Genomic DNA, 14,624 nt, shown 5'->3' with positions numbered 1-14,624 from the left:
AGGCACAAGCCTTTGATTAACAAAGACCCGGCATGCAGCAAGAGGAAGATGGCAAGTGTTGGCGTGTGGATTCACACAGTCTGGCGTTTCATCTGCCGCAACAAGCAGGCCCGGGCTGGCCGGGCAGGTGCAGCCGGATATCGTCCGGGCAGGCGGGGATTGCAGACACGCGCGCCGATCACCGGCTCAGCCGGCGTGCAGCAATCAACATGGGTATATCAGCAGAGAAAATGCAGGGTACGGGTCAGGCAGGCGCTGGCCGTGGCAGCGGAGATCAGCGCGGGCTATCGGCTGCCGGGTCGAAATGGATCACGGCCAGCCGCCCGGCCAGCGCCTGCCGGTTACCGGCCAGATCATTCAGGGTGTAGCGGTCGAGGGCGGCATACATCGCCTCGCGCGCCTCGAACAGCGCACGCTTGAGCACGCACATGCCGTCGATGCGGCAATGGCCCTGCAGCGCTTCGTCAAAGCACTCGACCACCGGCACGTCGGCTTCGCACAGCCGCACCAGCTCGCCGACGCGGATTTCGTTTGCGGGCCGGGCCAGCTTCATTCCGCCGCCCCTGCCGCGCGTGGTGTCAATCAAACCGGCCTTGGCCAGAAAGTGCACCACTTTCATCAGATGGTTGTCCGAGATGTCGTACGCGGCAGCAATTTGCGCCCGCGTGGCCAGCCCTTCCGGCTGCACGGCCAGGTAGATCAATGTTCGCAGACTGTAATCGGTAAAGGCGTTCAGGCGCATGCTGGGGCCCGTGCAGGCATAAAATCATTCATTCAGTATACAACTTTGTGGGTCCTGGCCATGCCTGGCCAGCATTTTTCCCATTTTTGATCAATCAGCCCGTTGCCGTGCTTTCATACCTGCTCTAGCCAGCTAGCATCTCTCCAACTTCGCAACGGGGCTCTTCCGTGCGCGGCCCTTTTCGATAAGGTAATACACGTAGTCTCATTCTCAGGCACTACATTTGTCTGGTATAACTGCAATCCGCATTTGCTGATTACGTTTTAGCAAACAGCTTTCAGCCCTGTCACTCTACAAGTGGTCGTGGCTGCGATTTTTCAAGGCAGCAACTCCAGGAGCCGGTCGTGACCCGTGTATTGGTAGTGGGTAGTATCAATATGGATCTGGTGGTGGAAAGCAACGCCTTTCCACGGCCGGGCGAAACCTTGTTTGGCCAGCATTTTGCCACCCATCCCGGTGGCAAGGGAGCCAATCAGGCGGTTGCTGCGGCACGGCTGGGGGCACAGGTCACCATGCTGGGTTGTGTGGGCAACGATGGTTTTGGCGCAGCCCTGAAAGCCGGCCTGATTGCCGAGGGCATAGATGTGCGCTGGCTCAAGCAAACCGATGAGGCTGCTACCGGCATCGCCCAGATCACCTTGTGTGATGCGCAAAATGCCATCGTGGTGGTGCCGGGTGCCAACGCCTTGCTGCTGCCCGCCGATCTGGATGCCGCCGAGGCGGCATTTGCCGACTGCGATGTGGTGCTGACCCAGCTGGAAGTGCCGCTGGCCACGGTTGAACATGCGGCCCTGCTGGCGGCACGGCATGGCAAGCCATTGATACTCAACCCCGCCCCCGCCACACCGCTGGCCGCTGAGCTGTTGCAGTGCGTTGCATTGCTCACGCCGAATGAATTTGAACTGGGCATCACCCTTAGGGCCGCGGATGCGGATTGGGAAACGCTGGTCGCGCAGATGCCCGCCCGCGTGGTGATGACCAAGGGCGAAGATGGCGCCTGGTTCAGTGATGGCCAAGGGCAACTGCAACATCAGCCTGGCTTCAAGGTAGAAGCAGTCGATACCACCGGCGCTGGCGACACCTTCAACGGTGCACTGGCCGCATTCTGGCCGCTGGGGCTGGCCGAAGCGGTGTGGCGTGCCAGCGCGGCAGGCGCGCTGTCGGTCACCAAGGCTGGTGCTCAGGGTGGCATGCCCGATCTGGCCACGCTGGAGCACTTCCTGCGCACGCATCTGCAACATGCAGTCGGCCTGGCCGCCACGCATTGATCCTCTGCCGGAGCACATTTCATGAAGAAACAGGGCCATCTCAACCGTGATATCAGCCGCGTGCTGGCCGGCATGGGACATACCGACTGCATCGTGATCGCCGACTGCGGGTTGCCCATCCCGCCCGGGGTCGAATGCATAGACTTGGCGGTGCGGCTGGGCGAGCCGGGGTTTGCCACCGTGCTGGCGTCGCTGCTGGACGACTTTATTGCCGAACGCGCCGTATTTGCCAGCGAGGCACTGACTGCCAACAGCGACGTGGCCACCCAGGCCAGCGCGCTGGCCCGCATCGGCATCACCATCGATTACGTGCCGCATGCACAATTCAAGCAGTTGAGCCGCGAGGCCAAAGCCATCATCCGCACCGGCGAGGCCAGCCCTTACGCCAACGTGCTGCTCTATTCGGGCGTCGCTTTCTGACACCCTGCCGCTCGTTCTCCATCCTCAGGACGACCTTGACCGGCGCATGCGCCGGTTTTTTTTGTCATACGCTACACTGCGCAAACCCGCCCCAGCGCACCGGAACCCGTCTTGTCCCAGTTTGAACGCCTTACCATCGACGATATCGCTCGCCTGGCGCAAGTGTCGCGCACCACGGCCAGCATGGTGCTCAACGGCCATGCCGCGCGTTACCGCATTGCCAAAGCCACGGTCGAGCGCGTACTGGCAGTAGCGGCCGAGCATCAGTTCAGCCCGTCGCAACAGGCGCGCGCCCTGCGCAGCAAGCGCAGCGGTACGCTGGGTCTGGTAGTACCGGAACTGACCAACTCGGCCCATGCCAGCCTGGCACAGGCGCTGGAAACACAAAGCCGTGCTGCCGGCTACCAATTGCTGATCGTCACCAGCGATGATGATGCCGAACGTGAACAGGCGGCGATTGCGCAGCTGGTCGCGCGGCAGATCGAGGGGCTGATTGTAGTGCCGTGCACGGCAGATGCTGCGCGCTATGTGACGTGGGCACGGCGTTTGCCGCTGGTCTTCGTCGATCGGCGTGTCGATGGCTGCAATATTCCCTGGTTTGTTACCGATGCCCGCGCATCGACAGCAGCTCTGGTCGCGCAGACCCTGCAGGCCGGTTGCAACGAGATCGTCTATTTCGGCGGGCAATCCGAGCTGTCGCCCAGTCGCGACCGGCTGGCCGGCTATCGCGCTGGCCTGGCCGACGGGCTATGCACCGAACAAACCGGCTGGGTGCTGGAGCGCGACTACCGCCGCAGCGCCGGCCAGGCCATGCTGCAGCAATGGCATGCGCAGCGGCACCGTTATCCGCAGGCGATTTTCACTGGCGCCATCACCTTGCTCGAAGGTGTGCTGGCAGAACTGATCGCCAATCAGGCGCTGGACCATGGCGTACGCTTGCTGACTTTTGATGATCATCCACTCCTGGATTGCTTGCCAGTGCCGGTTGATGCGATCGCACAAGACAGCACCCGCATGGCGGCCTGCAGTTTGGCCGGCGTGCTGGCATTGCTGGCCGGCAACACACCTGATTCCGCGTGGGTTCCAGCTACCCTGCATCGCCGCAGTGCATCGCCAGCTTGAGCATCAATACCCCGCAATACGGATTGCGGCTTTAGCGGTTCTTAATACAGTTTCATTCAATACACGCACGAATTGGCAATTATCGTTACGTATTGAAATACGTCTCAACCCGGCATGTGCTTATTGCCACTTCATTGGCCAATTTTCCGCCGACCGGTAGAAAATTCCGTTAAAAATGCCATTTCCACACCATATGTGAGGAAGATAATAGAGACAGCTGCCAAACCAGCATTGAATGACGCCATGCCTGCCGCTCTGTGCAGCAGCGCACGCCGCTGCGGCCACTGTGGCTGGTCGGTGTGATTCAAATACAGCAAGGAGTCTGTCATGAAAAAGTTTCTGCTTGCCCTCGCAACACTGGGCACACTGGTCACCGCCAATGCTGCAGATGTAGGGGTCTCGGTCAGTATCGGCGATCCGCATTTTTACGGGCAGATCACCATCGGCGACTACCCGCGTCCACAGTTGCTCTATGAACGCCCGGTCGTCATCGTGCAGCAGCCCCGCCCTTATGAGCCCATTTACCTGCGCGTACCCCCGGGCCACGCCAAGAACTGGGCTCGATACTGCGCCGGATATAATGCCTGCGGCCGCCCTGTCTATTTCGTGCGCGACGACTGGTATACCAACGTCTATGCCCCACGCTATCGCCACGATCACGACGACCACCGTTGGGAGCACGACGACAGGCGCTGGAACAACGATGATCGTGGTCATGATCGCGGCCATGGTCATGGGCGTGGCCATGATCACTGGAAAGACCGGGATTGATGCTCGTCGGGCGTAAAAAATGGCAACGCCCGGCAACGCGATCAACAGGGGCTCAATAGTGGTTGCCGCCGGTGCTGCTGTCCGCCGAAGGCGGTGCAGGCTTGTTGCTGCTGTTACCCACGGACGAGACTGCACCGCCCCCGCTTTCATCTAGTTTGGCCGCCGGCACAAACGCACGCTGCGGTATCTTGACCCTGCTGACCGTGCCATTGTCACGCATGGGCAGCTGCTGACCAGTGCAAGGCGAGTCGGAATAGCTGATTGCGCCAGCGGCATCGCGGCACTTGTACAGGCCGCCATGGCATGGCATCGAAGCCAAAGCGACTACCAGCCCAGGCACAACACACAGTGTACGGATCAACATGGTCGGACCTCCGACCCGGATACAACCTCTTTTCAGCATTGCAAGGACGAACTACCGCAACAAGCAGCACAAGACGGCACAGCTGCCGAATGGCAGCGTGCCGCTGCTACCTGGCGCCGTTGTCGGATGAAGGCTCAAGCTTGACTACCGGCAAGGTAGCCGGAACAACCGGTGCGGGAGCATCGTCTGGCGCAGATTTCTGCATCCTTGGCTCTGGCGCTCGGCTGATATTGATAACCGGAACACTGGCACGGGGCGCTGCCTCGCCGGTTGCTTTGGGCACCGGCACTGCCACAGGGGCAGGGGTTGCCGGCGGCGCGGCTGGTAGCGGGGTTGCCGTGGGCGGCGGAGGAGCAGGCTTGCTGGCAGGTGGCGGCTTGGGCGTAGGCGTGCTGCGCACCACGGTCACCGAGCCACGCTCGGTCATTGGTAGTTGCTCACCCTTGCAGGGTTTGTCCGAGTACAGGATGCCGCCACCGCTGTCGCGGCATTTGTAGATGTCGTCCGCCCACGCAGGCTGTAGCGCCAGCAAAGCCAGCGCCAGCAGCATGTGTGCTTTACAGGTGGGCAAGATCGATTTCGCCAACATGATTGAACACATAGTCCGGCTTGTACGGGAAATGCTCGATCAACGATGGCGTGGTCACGCCGGACAGCACCAGCGCGGTCTTCATGCCCGCCTCCATGCCACCGACAATGTCGGTATCCATGCGGTCTCCCACCATCAGCGCTTCTTCCGGATGCACACCCAGCTTGCGCGTGGCCAGCATCATCATCAGCGAATTGGGTTTGCCCACGATATAGGGCTTTTTGCCAGTGGCTGCGGAAATAGCCGCCAATATGGTGCCGGCCGCCGGTTCATTGCCGCCTTCTACCGGGTCTATCATATCCGGATTGGTGCCAATGAATTTGGCGCCACCATCAATCAGGCGTACCGCCTTTTTCAGCATTTCGAAATTGAAATTGGCGGTTTTGCTCACCACCACATAATCGGGATGTGATTCGGACAGCGAAAAGCCAACGTTATACAGCTCATTCATCAAGCCGCCGCCGCCAATCACGAATGCAGTGGCGCGTTCTTTCTGGCTGCGCAAAAACATGGCGGTAGCCATGGCGCTGGTAATGAAGTTTTCTTCTTCAATACCATGAATGCCCAGGTGCTCCAGCTTGAGCTTGAGATCAAGCGGCGTCTGCTCGGCATTGTTGGTCAGAAACAGGAATGGTGTTTTGCTGCTGTGCAGGCGATCGACGAAATCCTGCGCACCCGCGATGATCTGCTTGCCGCGATAGATCACCCCGTCCATGTCCGAAATAATGGCCTTGATCAAAATGCACGCTCCGTATGGGTCGCTGCCGAACCCGGCATGATGTCATCGTAGCCCTTTATTTTGCCCATCGGGCAAATCAGGGCGCTGCGCAGCCGCCCCGGCTGCAATGCCAGGGCGGAACGGAGCGCATCATGCCACAGCGGCGTGCTGCTGCGCAGTGCCCATGCAGCGATCAGTGACGATCCCAGCCGTGCCTGTCGCCGTCGTGGCCCCAGCCGTGGTCCCAATCACGATCGTGCCAGTGATGATGATCCCAGTGATCATGCCAGCGCGGCTCTTCGCGGTATTCGATCACGCGATAGCCCTGCACCGGGCGCCAATAGCCGTCACGCCAGTAGCGATCGCGGCCATACCCTTCCCAGCCCGCCTCGATCCAGACGAAGCCCGGCCGTTGCGGCGGCACATACACAACGCGTGCCGGCGGTGCCACGGGCACCCCCAAGTTGATGCCGATATCAACATGCGCCTGCGCCGCGCTCACCTGTGCCATTGCCGTCAGTGCGAGCACGCCAGCGCCCAGCAGCGAGATGAACTTGTTCATGTCTAGTCTCCACCAGGTCGTCGAAGGACGCCCCTGCGCAAATAACGTGCAGGCACAGCCCGGCGATGACGGTTTTCAAGCAATGTCACCACCGGTTACACGGGCAGACAATGCACGGATCAGGCACGGGGGGCTGCCACGTCCTATGCTGCTAGCAAGATGCCGCCAGTCACGGACCCTCAGAGCCTACATGAGCACACCACCGTCCTTTCGCAGCCTGGAAGACCTGCAGGAGTTTCGCGAAGCACTCTACGACTACGCCCCCAATATCGAGCGACTGGTGGCCGAGCTGGTACGCCAGCCCGACGATGCCACGCTGATTGCCGATCTGTTCCGGGCCTTTCACAACATCAAGGGTGATGCCTCGCTGTGCGGGGTGATGTTTGTCGTACCCTTTGCGCACGGCGTGGAAAACCTGCTGGCGAGGCTGCGCGCCGGTACACTGGCCTTCCACGCCAGCCTGGCCGAGCTGATCCTGCTGACGCTGGACCGGCTTGAACTTGCTGTCGATGCCATGGCAGAGCGTCAGGACATCGCGCACCTGCAGCTCGACCTGCTCGAACAGGCCATTGCCGAGCTGGCCGAGCTGGACCAGGAAACCCTGGACGAACATTGCCGGCAATGGCTGGAAACGCTGACGGGCTTTGCCGGCGCCGAAGCCCCTGCACTGGCAGAGGACACGCCGGGCGATGTGCTCAGCGATGACGAGCGTGCCGACGACCTGCGCTTTTTCCGCCATCTGGCCCTGCAGATGGAGCGCCGCCAGCCGCAATTCGAGGGCCGCATCAGCCGCAACCTGAAACTTGCACTGGATACCAACCAGCGTGCCGGCAGCCCGGTTGACCCGGTGCAGCTTGAAGCCGCCGTCTATATGCACGATCTGGGCATGATGCTGCTGCCCGAGGCCATCTGGCTGCAGGGCGAGCGACTGTCCGAACTGCAGCGGCGCCAGCTCAGCCTGCACCCCAGTTGGGGTAGCGGTTTGCTCGAGCGTATGGCGGGCTGGCAGGATGCAGCCGCCATGGTGCTGCAGCACCACGAAAAACCCGACGGCAGCGGCTATCCGCAAGGGCTGAAGGGAGACGGGATACTGCCTGGCGCCAAGATACTGGCACTGGTCGATGCCTTCGAGGCCGTCATGCTCAAGCACCACCAGCGCGGCCAGCACCGCTCGGTGTTGCGCGCGATTGCAGAGATCAACGCATCCGACCGCCAGTTCGACCCGGCCTGGATTGCGCCCTTCAACGCCGTGGTGCGAGACATGCTGGGCCAGCGGTGAATCGACGAACGGCAACAGCGCAACACCTATAGTCTGGAAATACCCTTACCGTCCACCAGACCCGGAGTCTGCCATGCGCCGCCTGATCCTGTTGTCCTGTACGCTGCTCACCGCCGCCGCCCAAGCTGGCAGCATGCCTTCGCTGATGCCCAGTGAGGGTAAATGGGCCATAACCACCGAAATGCCGCCGGAACAAAAAGCTGCCATGGGCAAGATGGATCCGAAGGCGCAGGAAATGATGAAGCAGCGTGGCATGGACATGGACCTCAAGGCCGGCACGATGACGATGACCATGTGCCTGAACAAGCAGAACATCAATCGCTGGCACGAGGCCGGAGAAGCTCAGCATGCCAAGGCCAAGAACGACCGTCAGTGCGACGAGCCGAAGTACGATGTATCAGGCAACACCATGACCATGGACATGAAATGCAGCAAGCCCGAAGAAATGACCATGCACAGCGTGTTCCAGTTCAACGCCGCGCATGATGGCTACACCTTCGAGCACACCATGACATCGCCCAAGCGCCAGATGCACATGAAGGGCAGTGCGAAGAAAGTCGGTAGCTGTTGAGGGCTTGTACGTTTCGGCAAAAGAACCCACGGCGTCTCCGGATTGACTCCGCCCCCGCATGTGCGACCTCAAAACAAAAATGGCCCGCTCAAGCGGGCCATTTTCTTGCGCTACACACTGAATCAGAGCGGACGGGTATGGGGACCATCTGCGGCGGCCGCATCGCGGGTGTTCTTTTGCACCGCAACCGCGCCAAACAGCGACAGCAGGAAAGCCATGGCGTAAAAGCCCTTCTCGCTCTGTTGCAAGGTGGCGTTCCACAGGCCGATACCCAGCAGCGAAATCGCAATCACCACCGAAAACCAGCAGATCGAATAGTAGATGCGGGTAACCGGTATCCCTTCGAGCTGGTCACGCACGCTCTTCTGCAGCGACACCGCCGAAAAAAGCCCGTACAGCAGCACGGTGAAGTAATAACCCTTTTCGTTCAACTGCATATTGGCATTGAACAGGCCCGTCAGATAAGCCACCGCACCAGCCAGCAGCGCCACCCACGAAGCCGCAATGAACGCACCGGAGGTTTTAGGCTGAATTGCCGCCATTTCCATATCCTCTTGTTGTTAGACAACGGCCGTTGCTACATCAGCAATCATGGCCGTGCCTACAGTATGCCCAAGTCATTTCGATGACAGAAGCCTTCGTGTAACTTTTATTTAAATTACAGCGCAGCTGCTATTCGGCTGCACCAAAGGTGTTGCACGCCTGTACCTGCCCCTGCTCGAAGCCAACGCGGAACCAGTGCATGCGCTGCTCGGACGTGCCATGGGTGAACGCGTCCGGCGTCACCTGCCGGCCCGCATTGCGCTGCAGTGTGTCGTCACCAATCGAGTTGGCAGCCTTGAGCGCCTCATCGAGCGAGTTGGGGTCCAGCAAGCCGCGTTGCTGGGCGTAATGGCCCCACACGCCGGCAAAGCAGTCGGCCTGCAGCTCCATCTTGACCGACAGCGCATTGGCACCAGCCTTGCTCTGCTGGCGCTCGGCCTTGCTGACCTTGGCCGAGATGCCCAGCACGTTCTGCACATGGTGGCCGACCTCGTGCGCCACCACATAGGCAGCGGCAAACTCGCCCGGCGCACCAAAGCGGCGGTGCAATTCGTCAAAAAAGCTCAGATCCAGATACACTTTGGCATCTGCCGGGCAATAGAAGGGGCCGACCGCCGCACTGGTAAAACCGCAACCCGAGTTGACGCCATTGCGGAACAGCACCAGCCGTGGCGGCTGATATTGCTTGCCGGACTGCTGGAAAATCTTCTGCCAGGTATCCTCGGTATCGCCCAGTATGTGCGCAACAAACTGCTTGCTGCGGTCGTTGTCGGTTGCCGCCGGCTGGCTGCGTGCCGGCGCCTGAGCTTGATGCTGCCCCGCAAGCTGCATCACGAAACCGAGTATCTGCATCGGGCTTTTGCCCATCAGCAGCCCGACCACCACGGCAATCACGATGCCGCCCACGCCCAGCCGCAAACCGCCGCCGATCAGGCCACCGCCACCGCTACTATTGCCGCGCTCGTCATCGACGTTGCTGCTCTCACGCATTTCATCCCAACGCATGGCCTGCTCCTGCTGTATCCAGTCAGCAGCAGTGTAGCCATATAGGCGCAGCTCGGCAGCTCCTTACTGGTTCAGCGAGTGCCGCATCATGAGAAAACCCGGCGCAGCGGCGCTCAATCCTGCTCGAACGCCAGCGCCGCCTGCACACTGGGCCGCGCGCGATATGCCTCGCGATAGCCGTTGAGCACCGCGCTATCGGCAAACTCCGGCCCCAGCCTGGCCAGCCAGCCGATGAACACGCCCAGATAGGCATCGGCAATGGTGAACCGCTCGCCCACCAGCCACTGCCGGCCGGTCAGGTGTTTTTCGATATGGCTGAGGCCGGCCTTGAGCTGCACCGCGCCACGCTCGCGCACCAAGGTGTGTTCGGCCGGATCAGGGTGATAGCGCTCCGGCCGGTTGATGGCGCGGAACGAACCGACATGGATCTCGGTGCCGATATAGCTGAGCCATGATTGAATCTGCCCCCGCTCGATGCTGCCCGCCGGCGCAAACAAGGGCGTGCCCGGCACCTGATCGGCCAGATATTGCAGGATGGCCGTGCTCTCGGTGATGAGTGCGCCGTCGTCCAGCTGCAGCGCCGGCACACGGCCCAGCGGGTTGACCTGATAGATCAGCGAGCCGGGTTCGCGCAGCTTGACCTTGACCAGTTCGACCGGCAGGCCCAGCTCGCGTACAGCCACGTGGGTACCGAACGAACACGCACCGCGTGCGATATAAAGTTTGCTCATATGTAGTTCCGGTAATGAATGTTCAGCGTGTGGCCGGCTTGTGCGCAACGGCAAACAGCAGATTGCGGTGCAGCAAAATGCCGCGCTCGTCGCGATGTGCCTGCAAGCGCTCGTTGAAGCGCGCGATCAGTTGCTGGCGCACCTGCGGCAGAAATTCGCCGAGGAAATTGCCGAACGAGCTGGACTGATTGAACGCCAGCACGCTGTCGGCATCGGCAAAGCGGTCGGCAAAGCGGCGCAGGCGGATTTCATCAACATGGAAACCGGCCGATTCAAGCTGGAAGGCCAGCTCGCCAAACGACACCTTGTGCGGCGTGCTGCCGCTGCCCTGCCCGCGCCCCAGGCCGGCCTCGGCCAGTACCTCGGACACCAGCCGCTGTACGTCATGCGGCCGTTCGCGGCTGGCGCTGCTGATGGCAATGCGGCCACCCGGCTTGAGCACGCGGATCGCCTCGGCCAGCGCCGGTGCCTTGTCCGGCAGCCAGTGGTAAACGCTGTTAAGCACCACCGCATCGGCGCTCGCATCAGCAACTGCGTGCAGTGCTTCGGCCTGCCCCACATTGAAGGACAGTTGTGCCAGACCCAGCTCCTCAGCGCGACGGCGACCGATGTCGATGCGCAGCGGCAAAGGGTCGATGCCAAGCACGCGGCCGGTGGGGCCGATGAAATGGCGCGCAGCAAATGCGGTCAGCCGGCCAGTGCCGCAGCCGACATCCAGCAACGTTTCACCGGGTTTGAGTTGCAGCGCATTGAGTAAATGCTGGCCGTGTTCGTATTGCAGATCACTGACGCGATCATATTGTTCGGCAAGCTCGGGGGTATCCAGGGTAAGGCTGGGCATGATGTTGATCCGGGGTGTTCAGTTGAGCGTAAAACCGAGATTGCTGATCGCTTCAAGCAAGCGATCACGGCCGTTCAGTGCCTCCGGCCCGCGCAAGCGACTGACCACCTGCTGCGACCACGGTTGCTGCGGCAACCCCTGGCTGCGCTGAAAGGCAGTAATGACGGCGTCGTAATCGGCCACGGCGGCATCCTGCTGCTCGACCGAATACTGCTCGCGGTGCAGCACCGCGCGCTGCGACAGCCGCGGCTTGACCGACGCCGGGCGCAGCGGGTCCGGCTGGCCGATCACCAGACCGAATACCGGGAATACCTTGGGCGGCAGGCCCAGCTCGGCAGCAACCTCTTCGGGCTTGTTGCGCAGCGCGCCGATATACACGCTACCCAGGCCCAGCGATTCGGCTGCGGTGACCACGTTCTGCGCGGCCAGCGCGGCGTCGATCACCGCCATCAGATAGGTATCGAGATAATCCGGGCCGCTGATCGTTTCGCCCTGCTGTTGCGCCAGCGTGGACACACGGGCCAGATCGGCCAGGAACACCAGCACCAGCGGTGCCTGCGCCACGTGCACCTGGTTGCCGGCCAGTTGCGACAGCCGGGCACGGCGCAGCGGGTCTTCCACCGCCAGCACGCTCCACACTTGCAGGTTGGACGAGCTGGGCGCCGACTGGCCAGCGGCGATCAGCAGTTCCAGCGTACCCTCGGCCAGCCGTTCCGGCACGAAAGCGCGCACCGAACGATGCCCCAGCAGCACTTCCAGCGTGCTGTTGAAGTCAGGCACCTCGGTGAGTTCATTGCGACCATAACGGCCATTGGCGAGGTCGAGCGGCGAAAAATCCTGCGGTTTGCCCATGATGCAAGGTCCACGTTGTCGTTGAAGTCAACGAAGACAGAGCAAATGGCATACCAGCCTGCGTGCCGGGCGCTACACCGCAACAAACGGCGTCAGCAAGCGCGTACTTGCTGGAACGTGGCCGTAGCGGCTGCGCGAATCTGTGCAAATTCAAACAGCAAATTGCGCAGATCGGCGCAGCTCAGGCATAGGTATCGACCAGCGCATACGGATTGCGCTGCCGCCCGGCGGCAGTCCCAGCACTATCGCTGTTGCCAGCCGGCTGCTGCACCGTCGTGGCCTGCGTCTGCTGCGTACGCAAGGACTGTATCTGCTGATCCAGCGCGGATTCCTGCTTGATCTTTTCGTTCTGTGGCGTGGTCGCACAGCCAGCGATGTCGGCATATTTGCGCTGTAACACATCCAGCTGTTGCGCGATGCCGGCACTACCGCCAGCCAGTGTGGTGGCCGAAGCCGGGGAACAGATTGCACCGATGCTCATCTCGTTTTCCTTTTCTGGACCAGGCACCGGCAAACGGAACTTGCACGGTCTCTGTGATGGCTTGGTCGTGGGAGGGAGATGGATATGACAACACGGCTGCAGATTTTTTTTGTTTGCCGTGCAGTGCTTGCGGATTGACCCGGCTGTCAGCGTTGATAGCTACGGTTCAAGCGCGCCTCCAGCCGCTTCTGCACCAGCTCGAACGAGGCACTCAGCGCCCAATAGATGCCGGCCGCCGCCAGATAAAGCGGAAATGGCTGGAAGGTGGTGGCAATCACCTCCTTGGTGGCCAGCATCAGCTCGCCCACGGCCACCACCGATACCAGCGAGGTGTCCTTGATCAGGCTGATCAGGCTGTTGGACAGACTGGGCACTGCCAGCCGCAGCGCTTGCGGGCCGATCACGTAGCGCAACACCTGCGCCTGCGTCAGGCCCAGGCTTTTACCGGCCTCCCACTGACCATGCGCTACACCGATGATTGCACCGCGCAGGGTTTCGGACAGATACGCGCCCACATTCAGGCTCAGCCCCAGAATACCGGCAGTGATCGGTTCAAACTGGATACCGATGCTGGGCAGACCGAAATAAATGACAAAGAGCTGCACCAACAGCGGCGTACCGCGCATGCAGCTCACATACAGCGCAGCCAGCTGGCTCAACAGCGGCAATCTGGCCAGCCGCACCCCGGCCACCGTCGCCCCCACCAGGAAACCACCCAGCATCGATGCCACGGCCAGCAACAGGGTATACAGCGTGCCCTTGAGCATCAGCGGCAGCGCATCGCGCAGCAGTTCGATCAGGCCATGGACATCCATTGCATTACTCCGGCAAAAACAAAACCCCCGGCCTGCGCCGGGGGTGAGCGTTGGGTATGACCACTATTTTACTGCGCAACCGGCGGCTTGCTCACGTCCCGGTCAAACCACTTGGTGGAAATCTTGGCAAACGTGCCATCGGCCTGCAGATCAGCCAGTGCCTTGTTCAGCGCAGCCTTGAACTTGGGGTTGTTCTTGGCAAACGGGATACCGGATTTTTCCAGCTCGCCCACCGGCGCACCCGGCTTGAGTGGCAGCTTGGTCTGCTTGACGATATAGGGAATCAGCAGGCTGTCGTTCAGCGCTGCATCGATGCGGCCCAGCGCCAGGTCCTGCAGGTATTCCTGCGCGCCCGGATAGGTTTTCACATCGATGCCACCCACCGCCTTGGCAATATCGGCATAGTTGGTGCCCTGCCCCAAGCCCAGCTTTTTGCCCTTCAGGTCATCCAGCGACTTGAACACGCGCTTTTCATCTTTGCGCACGATGAGCTGCGGCGCCGAGATGGTATACGGCTCGGAGAAATCGAAGGTCTGCTTGCGCTTGTCGGTAATGCCAACCTGGTTTATCACCACGTCATACTTGCCCGCTTGCAGACCAGCGAGGATGGCGCTCCACTCACTGGTGGTGAATTCCGCCTTCACGCCCAGCTTCTGCGCCAATGCCTTGGCCAGCTCGACCTCGAAACCGGCCAGCTCGTTGTTTTCCTTGTAGTTGAACGGCGGATAGGTGCCTTCCAGTGCCACCTTGAGCGTGCCGCGCTGTTTGACGGTATCGAGCAGATCGGCCGCAGCCGCATGCAGACTCAATCCAAGCAGGCTGGCAGCCACCAGCCAATGGCGCATTTTCATATTCCAATTCCTTATTTCAAATAAAATTTGATATCGAATGGAAATATTAATCAGCGTCGCCACCCCAGGTCAACGCTACAGACCGCAAATACAGGATAG

General features: G+C 60.9%; 20 protein-coding genes. 6 read left to right on the top strand and 14 right to left on the bottom strand.

Going from position 1 to position 14,624, the window contains the following annotated elements; translation table 11 throughout:
• Positions 1-274 precede the first annotated feature (274 nt).
• Entirely contained in the window at positions 275-742 is a 468-nt protein-coding gene (locus B9A19_RS16205) for an RrF2 family transcriptional regulator (protein WP_084092109.1), read from the bottom strand.
• 344 nt (positions 743-1,086) lie between these two features.
• On the opposite strand from B9A19_RS16205, the gene rbsK reads away from it, so the two are divergent.
• From rbsK to B9A19_RS16190, 3 genes are all read left to right on the top strand, one after another.
• Positions 1,087-2,010: a ribokinase gene (gene rbsK / locus B9A19_RS16200; protein ID WP_084092107.1), complete on the top strand. Its 924-nt coding sequence runs from the start codon at positions 1,087-1,089 to the stop codon at positions 2,008-2,010.
• Positions 2,011-2,031: 21 nt separating this feature from the next.
• Positions 2,032-2,430, top strand: coding sequence for a D-ribose pyranase (rbsD, locus tag B9A19_RS16195; protein ID WP_084092105.1), 399 nt, complete (start codon positions 2,032-2,034; stop codon positions 2,428-2,430).
• Between the two features lie 111 nt (positions 2,431-2,541).
• Positions 2,542-3,552, top strand: a complete 1,011-nt coding sequence (locus tag B9A19_RS16190) for a LacI family DNA-binding transcriptional regulator (protein WP_084092103.1) — start codon at positions 2,542-2,544, stop codon at positions 3,550-3,552.
• Between the two features lie 131 nt (positions 3,553-3,683).
• On the opposite strand, the gene B9A19_RS22230 is transcribed toward B9A19_RS16190, so the two are convergent.
• A complete protein-coding gene (locus B9A19_RS22230; protein ID WP_139798912.1) occupies positions 3,684-3,881 on the bottom strand; it encodes a hypothetical protein in 198 nt (65 codons plus the stop codon).
• Here B9A19_RS22230 and B9A19_RS16185 point away from each other — a divergent pair.
• Positions 3,880-4,323, top strand: a complete 444-nt coding sequence (locus B9A19_RS16185) for a hypothetical protein (protein ID WP_084092101.1) — start codon at positions 3,880-3,882, stop codon at positions 4,321-4,323. The genes B9A19_RS22230 and B9A19_RS16185 overlap by 2 nt on opposite strands.
• 52 nt (positions 4,324-4,375) lie before the next feature.
• Here the strand turns inward: B9A19_RS16185 and B9A19_RS23480 are convergent, their stop codons facing one another.
• The 4 genes from B9A19_RS23480 to B9A19_RS16170 all read right to left on the bottom strand — a co-directional run bounded on the left by B9A19_RS23480 (position 4,376) and on the right by B9A19_RS16170 (position 6,556).
• A complete protein-coding gene (locus B9A19_RS23480) occupies positions 4,376-4,687 on the bottom strand; it encodes a DUF4124 domain-containing protein (protein ID WP_176216976.1) in 312 nt (103 codons plus the stop codon).
• 106 nt (positions 4,688-4,793) lie between these two features.
• On the bottom strand, positions 4,794-5,258 hold the full coding sequence (locus B9A19_RS22225; protein WP_139798911.1) for a hypothetical protein: 465 nt from the start codon (positions 5,256-5,258) through the stop codon (positions 4,794-4,796).
• The gene (locus B9A19_RS16175) at positions 5,245-6,015 is read right to left on the bottom strand and encodes an HAD-IIA family hydrolase (protein ID WP_245804361.1); all 771 of its coding nucleotides are present in this window, start codon (positions 6,013-6,015) and stop codon (positions 5,245-5,247) included. Before B9A19_RS16175 ends, B9A19_RS22225 begins: the two co-directional genes overlap by 14 nt.
• 172 nt (positions 6,016-6,187) lie before the next feature.
• Positions 6,188-6,556, bottom strand: coding sequence for a hypothetical protein (locus B9A19_RS16170; RefSeq protein ID WP_084092097.1), 369 nt, complete (start codon positions 6,554-6,556; stop codon positions 6,188-6,190).
• 190 nt (positions 6,557-6,746) lie between these two features.
• On the opposite strand from B9A19_RS16170, the gene B9A19_RS16165 reads away from it, so the two are divergent.
• Positions 6,747-7,835, top strand: coding sequence for an HD domain-containing phosphohydrolase (locus B9A19_RS16165; RefSeq protein ID WP_084092095.1), 1,089 nt, complete (start codon positions 6,747-6,749; stop codon positions 7,833-7,835).
• 73 nt (positions 7,836-7,908) lie between these two features.
• Positions 7,909-8,406, top strand: coding sequence for a DUF3617 domain-containing protein (locus B9A19_RS16160; RefSeq protein ID WP_084092093.1), 498 nt, complete (start codon positions 7,909-7,911; stop codon positions 8,404-8,406).
• A gap of 122 nt (positions 8,407-8,528) precedes the next feature.
• On the opposite strand, the gene yiaA is transcribed toward B9A19_RS16160, so the two are convergent.
• The 8 genes from yiaA to B9A19_RS16120 all read right to left on the bottom strand — a co-directional run bounded on the left by yiaA (position 8,529) and on the right by B9A19_RS16120 (position 14,525).
• A complete protein-coding gene (yiaA, locus tag B9A19_RS16155) occupies positions 8,529-8,948 on the bottom strand; it encodes an inner membrane protein YiaA (RefSeq protein WP_217807095.1) in 420 nt (139 codons plus the stop codon).
• A gap of 130 nt (positions 8,949-9,078) precedes the next feature.
• The gene (gene ypfJ, locus B9A19_RS16150; RefSeq protein WP_084092090.1) at positions 9,079-9,954 is read right to left on the bottom strand and encodes a KPN_02809 family neutral zinc metallopeptidase; all 876 of its coding nucleotides are present in this window, start codon (positions 9,952-9,954) and stop codon (positions 9,079-9,081) included.
• Positions 9,955-10,067: 113 nt separating this feature from the next.
• A complete protein-coding gene (locus B9A19_RS16145; RefSeq protein ID WP_084092088.1) occupies positions 10,068-10,685 on the bottom strand; it encodes a glutathione S-transferase N-terminal domain-containing protein in 618 nt (205 codons plus the stop codon).
• Between the two features lie 22 nt (positions 10,686-10,707).
• On the bottom strand, positions 10,708-11,526 hold the full coding sequence (locus B9A19_RS16140) for a class I SAM-dependent methyltransferase (protein WP_084092085.1): 819 nt from the start codon (positions 11,524-11,526) through the stop codon (positions 10,708-10,710).
• 18 nt (positions 11,527-11,544) lie between these two features.
• Positions 11,545-12,378, bottom strand: coding sequence for an NADPH-dependent oxidoreductase (locus B9A19_RS16135; RefSeq protein WP_084092082.1), 834 nt, complete (start codon positions 12,376-12,378; stop codon positions 11,545-11,547).
• 181 nt (positions 12,379-12,559) lie between these two features.
• Positions 12,560-12,859 (bottom strand): hypothetical protein, encoded by a 300-nt coding sequence (locus tag B9A19_RS16130; RefSeq protein ID WP_084092080.1) that lies wholly within the window; start codon positions 12,857-12,859, stop codon positions 12,560-12,562.
• Positions 12,860-13,005: 146 nt separating this feature from the next.
• Positions 13,006-13,674, bottom strand: a complete 669-nt coding sequence (locus tag B9A19_RS16125; RefSeq protein WP_084092078.1) for an amino acid ABC transporter permease — start codon at positions 13,672-13,674, stop codon at positions 13,006-13,008.
• 68 nt (positions 13,675-13,742) lie between these two features.
• Positions 13,743-14,525: a cystine ABC transporter substrate-binding protein gene (locus tag B9A19_RS16120; protein WP_139798910.1), complete on the bottom strand. Its 783-nt coding sequence runs from the start codon at positions 14,523-14,525 to the stop codon at positions 13,743-13,745.
• Positions 14,526-14,624: the final 99 nt, after the last annotated feature.

The organism is Andreprevotia lacus DSM 23236 (assembly GCF_900176275.1).
Lineage (GTDB): Bacteria > Pseudomonadota > Gammaproteobacteria > Burkholderiales > Chitinibacteraceae > Andreprevotia > Andreprevotia lacus.
This window is presented reverse-complemented; position numbering and strand designations above follow the sequence as displayed.

Coding starts and splice junctions, on each gene's coding strand:
- B9A19_RS16205 (WP_084092109.1), bottom strand. CDS start 742: ATGCGCCTGAACGCCTTTACCGATTACAGTCTGCGAACATTGATCTAC.
- rbsD (WP_084092105.1), top strand. CDS start 2,032: ATGAAGAAACAGGGCCATCTCAACCGTGATATCAGCCGCGTGCTGGCC.
- B9A19_RS16185 (WP_084092101.1), top strand. CDS start 3,880: ATGAAAAAGTTTCTGCTTGCCCTCGCAACACTGGGCACACTGGTCACC.
- B9A19_RS22230 (WP_139798912.1), bottom strand. CDS start 3,881: ATGACAGACTCCTTGCTGTATTTGAATCACACCGACCAGCCACAGTGG.
- B9A19_RS23480 (WP_176216976.1), bottom strand. CDS start 4,687: ATGTTGATCCGTACACTGTGTGTTGTGCCTGGGCTGGTAGTCGCTTTG.
- B9A19_RS16170 (WP_084092097.1), bottom strand. CDS start 6,556: ATGAACAAGTTCATCTCGCTGCTGGGCGCTGGCGTGCTCGCACTGACG.
- B9A19_RS16165 (WP_084092095.1), top strand. CDS start 6,747: ATGAGCACACCACCGTCCTTTCGCAGCCTGGAAGACCTGCAGGAGTTT.
- B9A19_RS16160 (WP_084092093.1), top strand. CDS start 7,909: ATGCGCCGCCTGATCCTGTTGTCCTGTACGCTGCTCACCGCCGCCGCC.
- yiaA (WP_217807095.1), bottom strand. CDS start 8,948: ATGGCGGCAATTCAGCCTAAAACCTCCGGTGCGTTCATTGCGGCTTCG.
- ypfJ (WP_084092090.1), bottom strand. CDS start 9,954: ATGCGTTGGGATGAAATGCGTGAGAGCAGCAACGTCGATGACGAGCGC.
- B9A19_RS16145 (WP_084092088.1), bottom strand. CDS start 10,685: ATGAGCAAACTTTATATCGCACGCGGTGCGTGTTCGTTCGGTACCCAC.
- B9A19_RS16140 (WP_084092085.1), bottom strand. CDS start 11,526: ATGCCCAGCCTTACCCTGGATACCCCCGAGCTTGCCGAACAATATGAT.
- B9A19_RS16135 (WP_084092082.1), bottom strand. CDS start 12,378: ATGGGCAAACCGCAGGATTTTTCGCCGCTCGACCTCGCCAATGGCCGT.
- B9A19_RS16130 (WP_084092080.1), bottom strand. CDS start 12,859: ATGAGCATCGGTGCAATCTGTTCCCCGGCTTCGGCCACCACACTGGCT.
- B9A19_RS16125 (WP_084092078.1), bottom strand. CDS start 13,674: ATGGATGTCCATGGCCTGATCGAACTGCTGCGCGATGCGCTGCCGCTG.
- B9A19_RS16120 (WP_139798910.1), bottom strand. CDS start 14,525: ATGAAAATGCGCCATTGGCTGGTGGCTGCCAGCCTGCTTGGATTGAGT.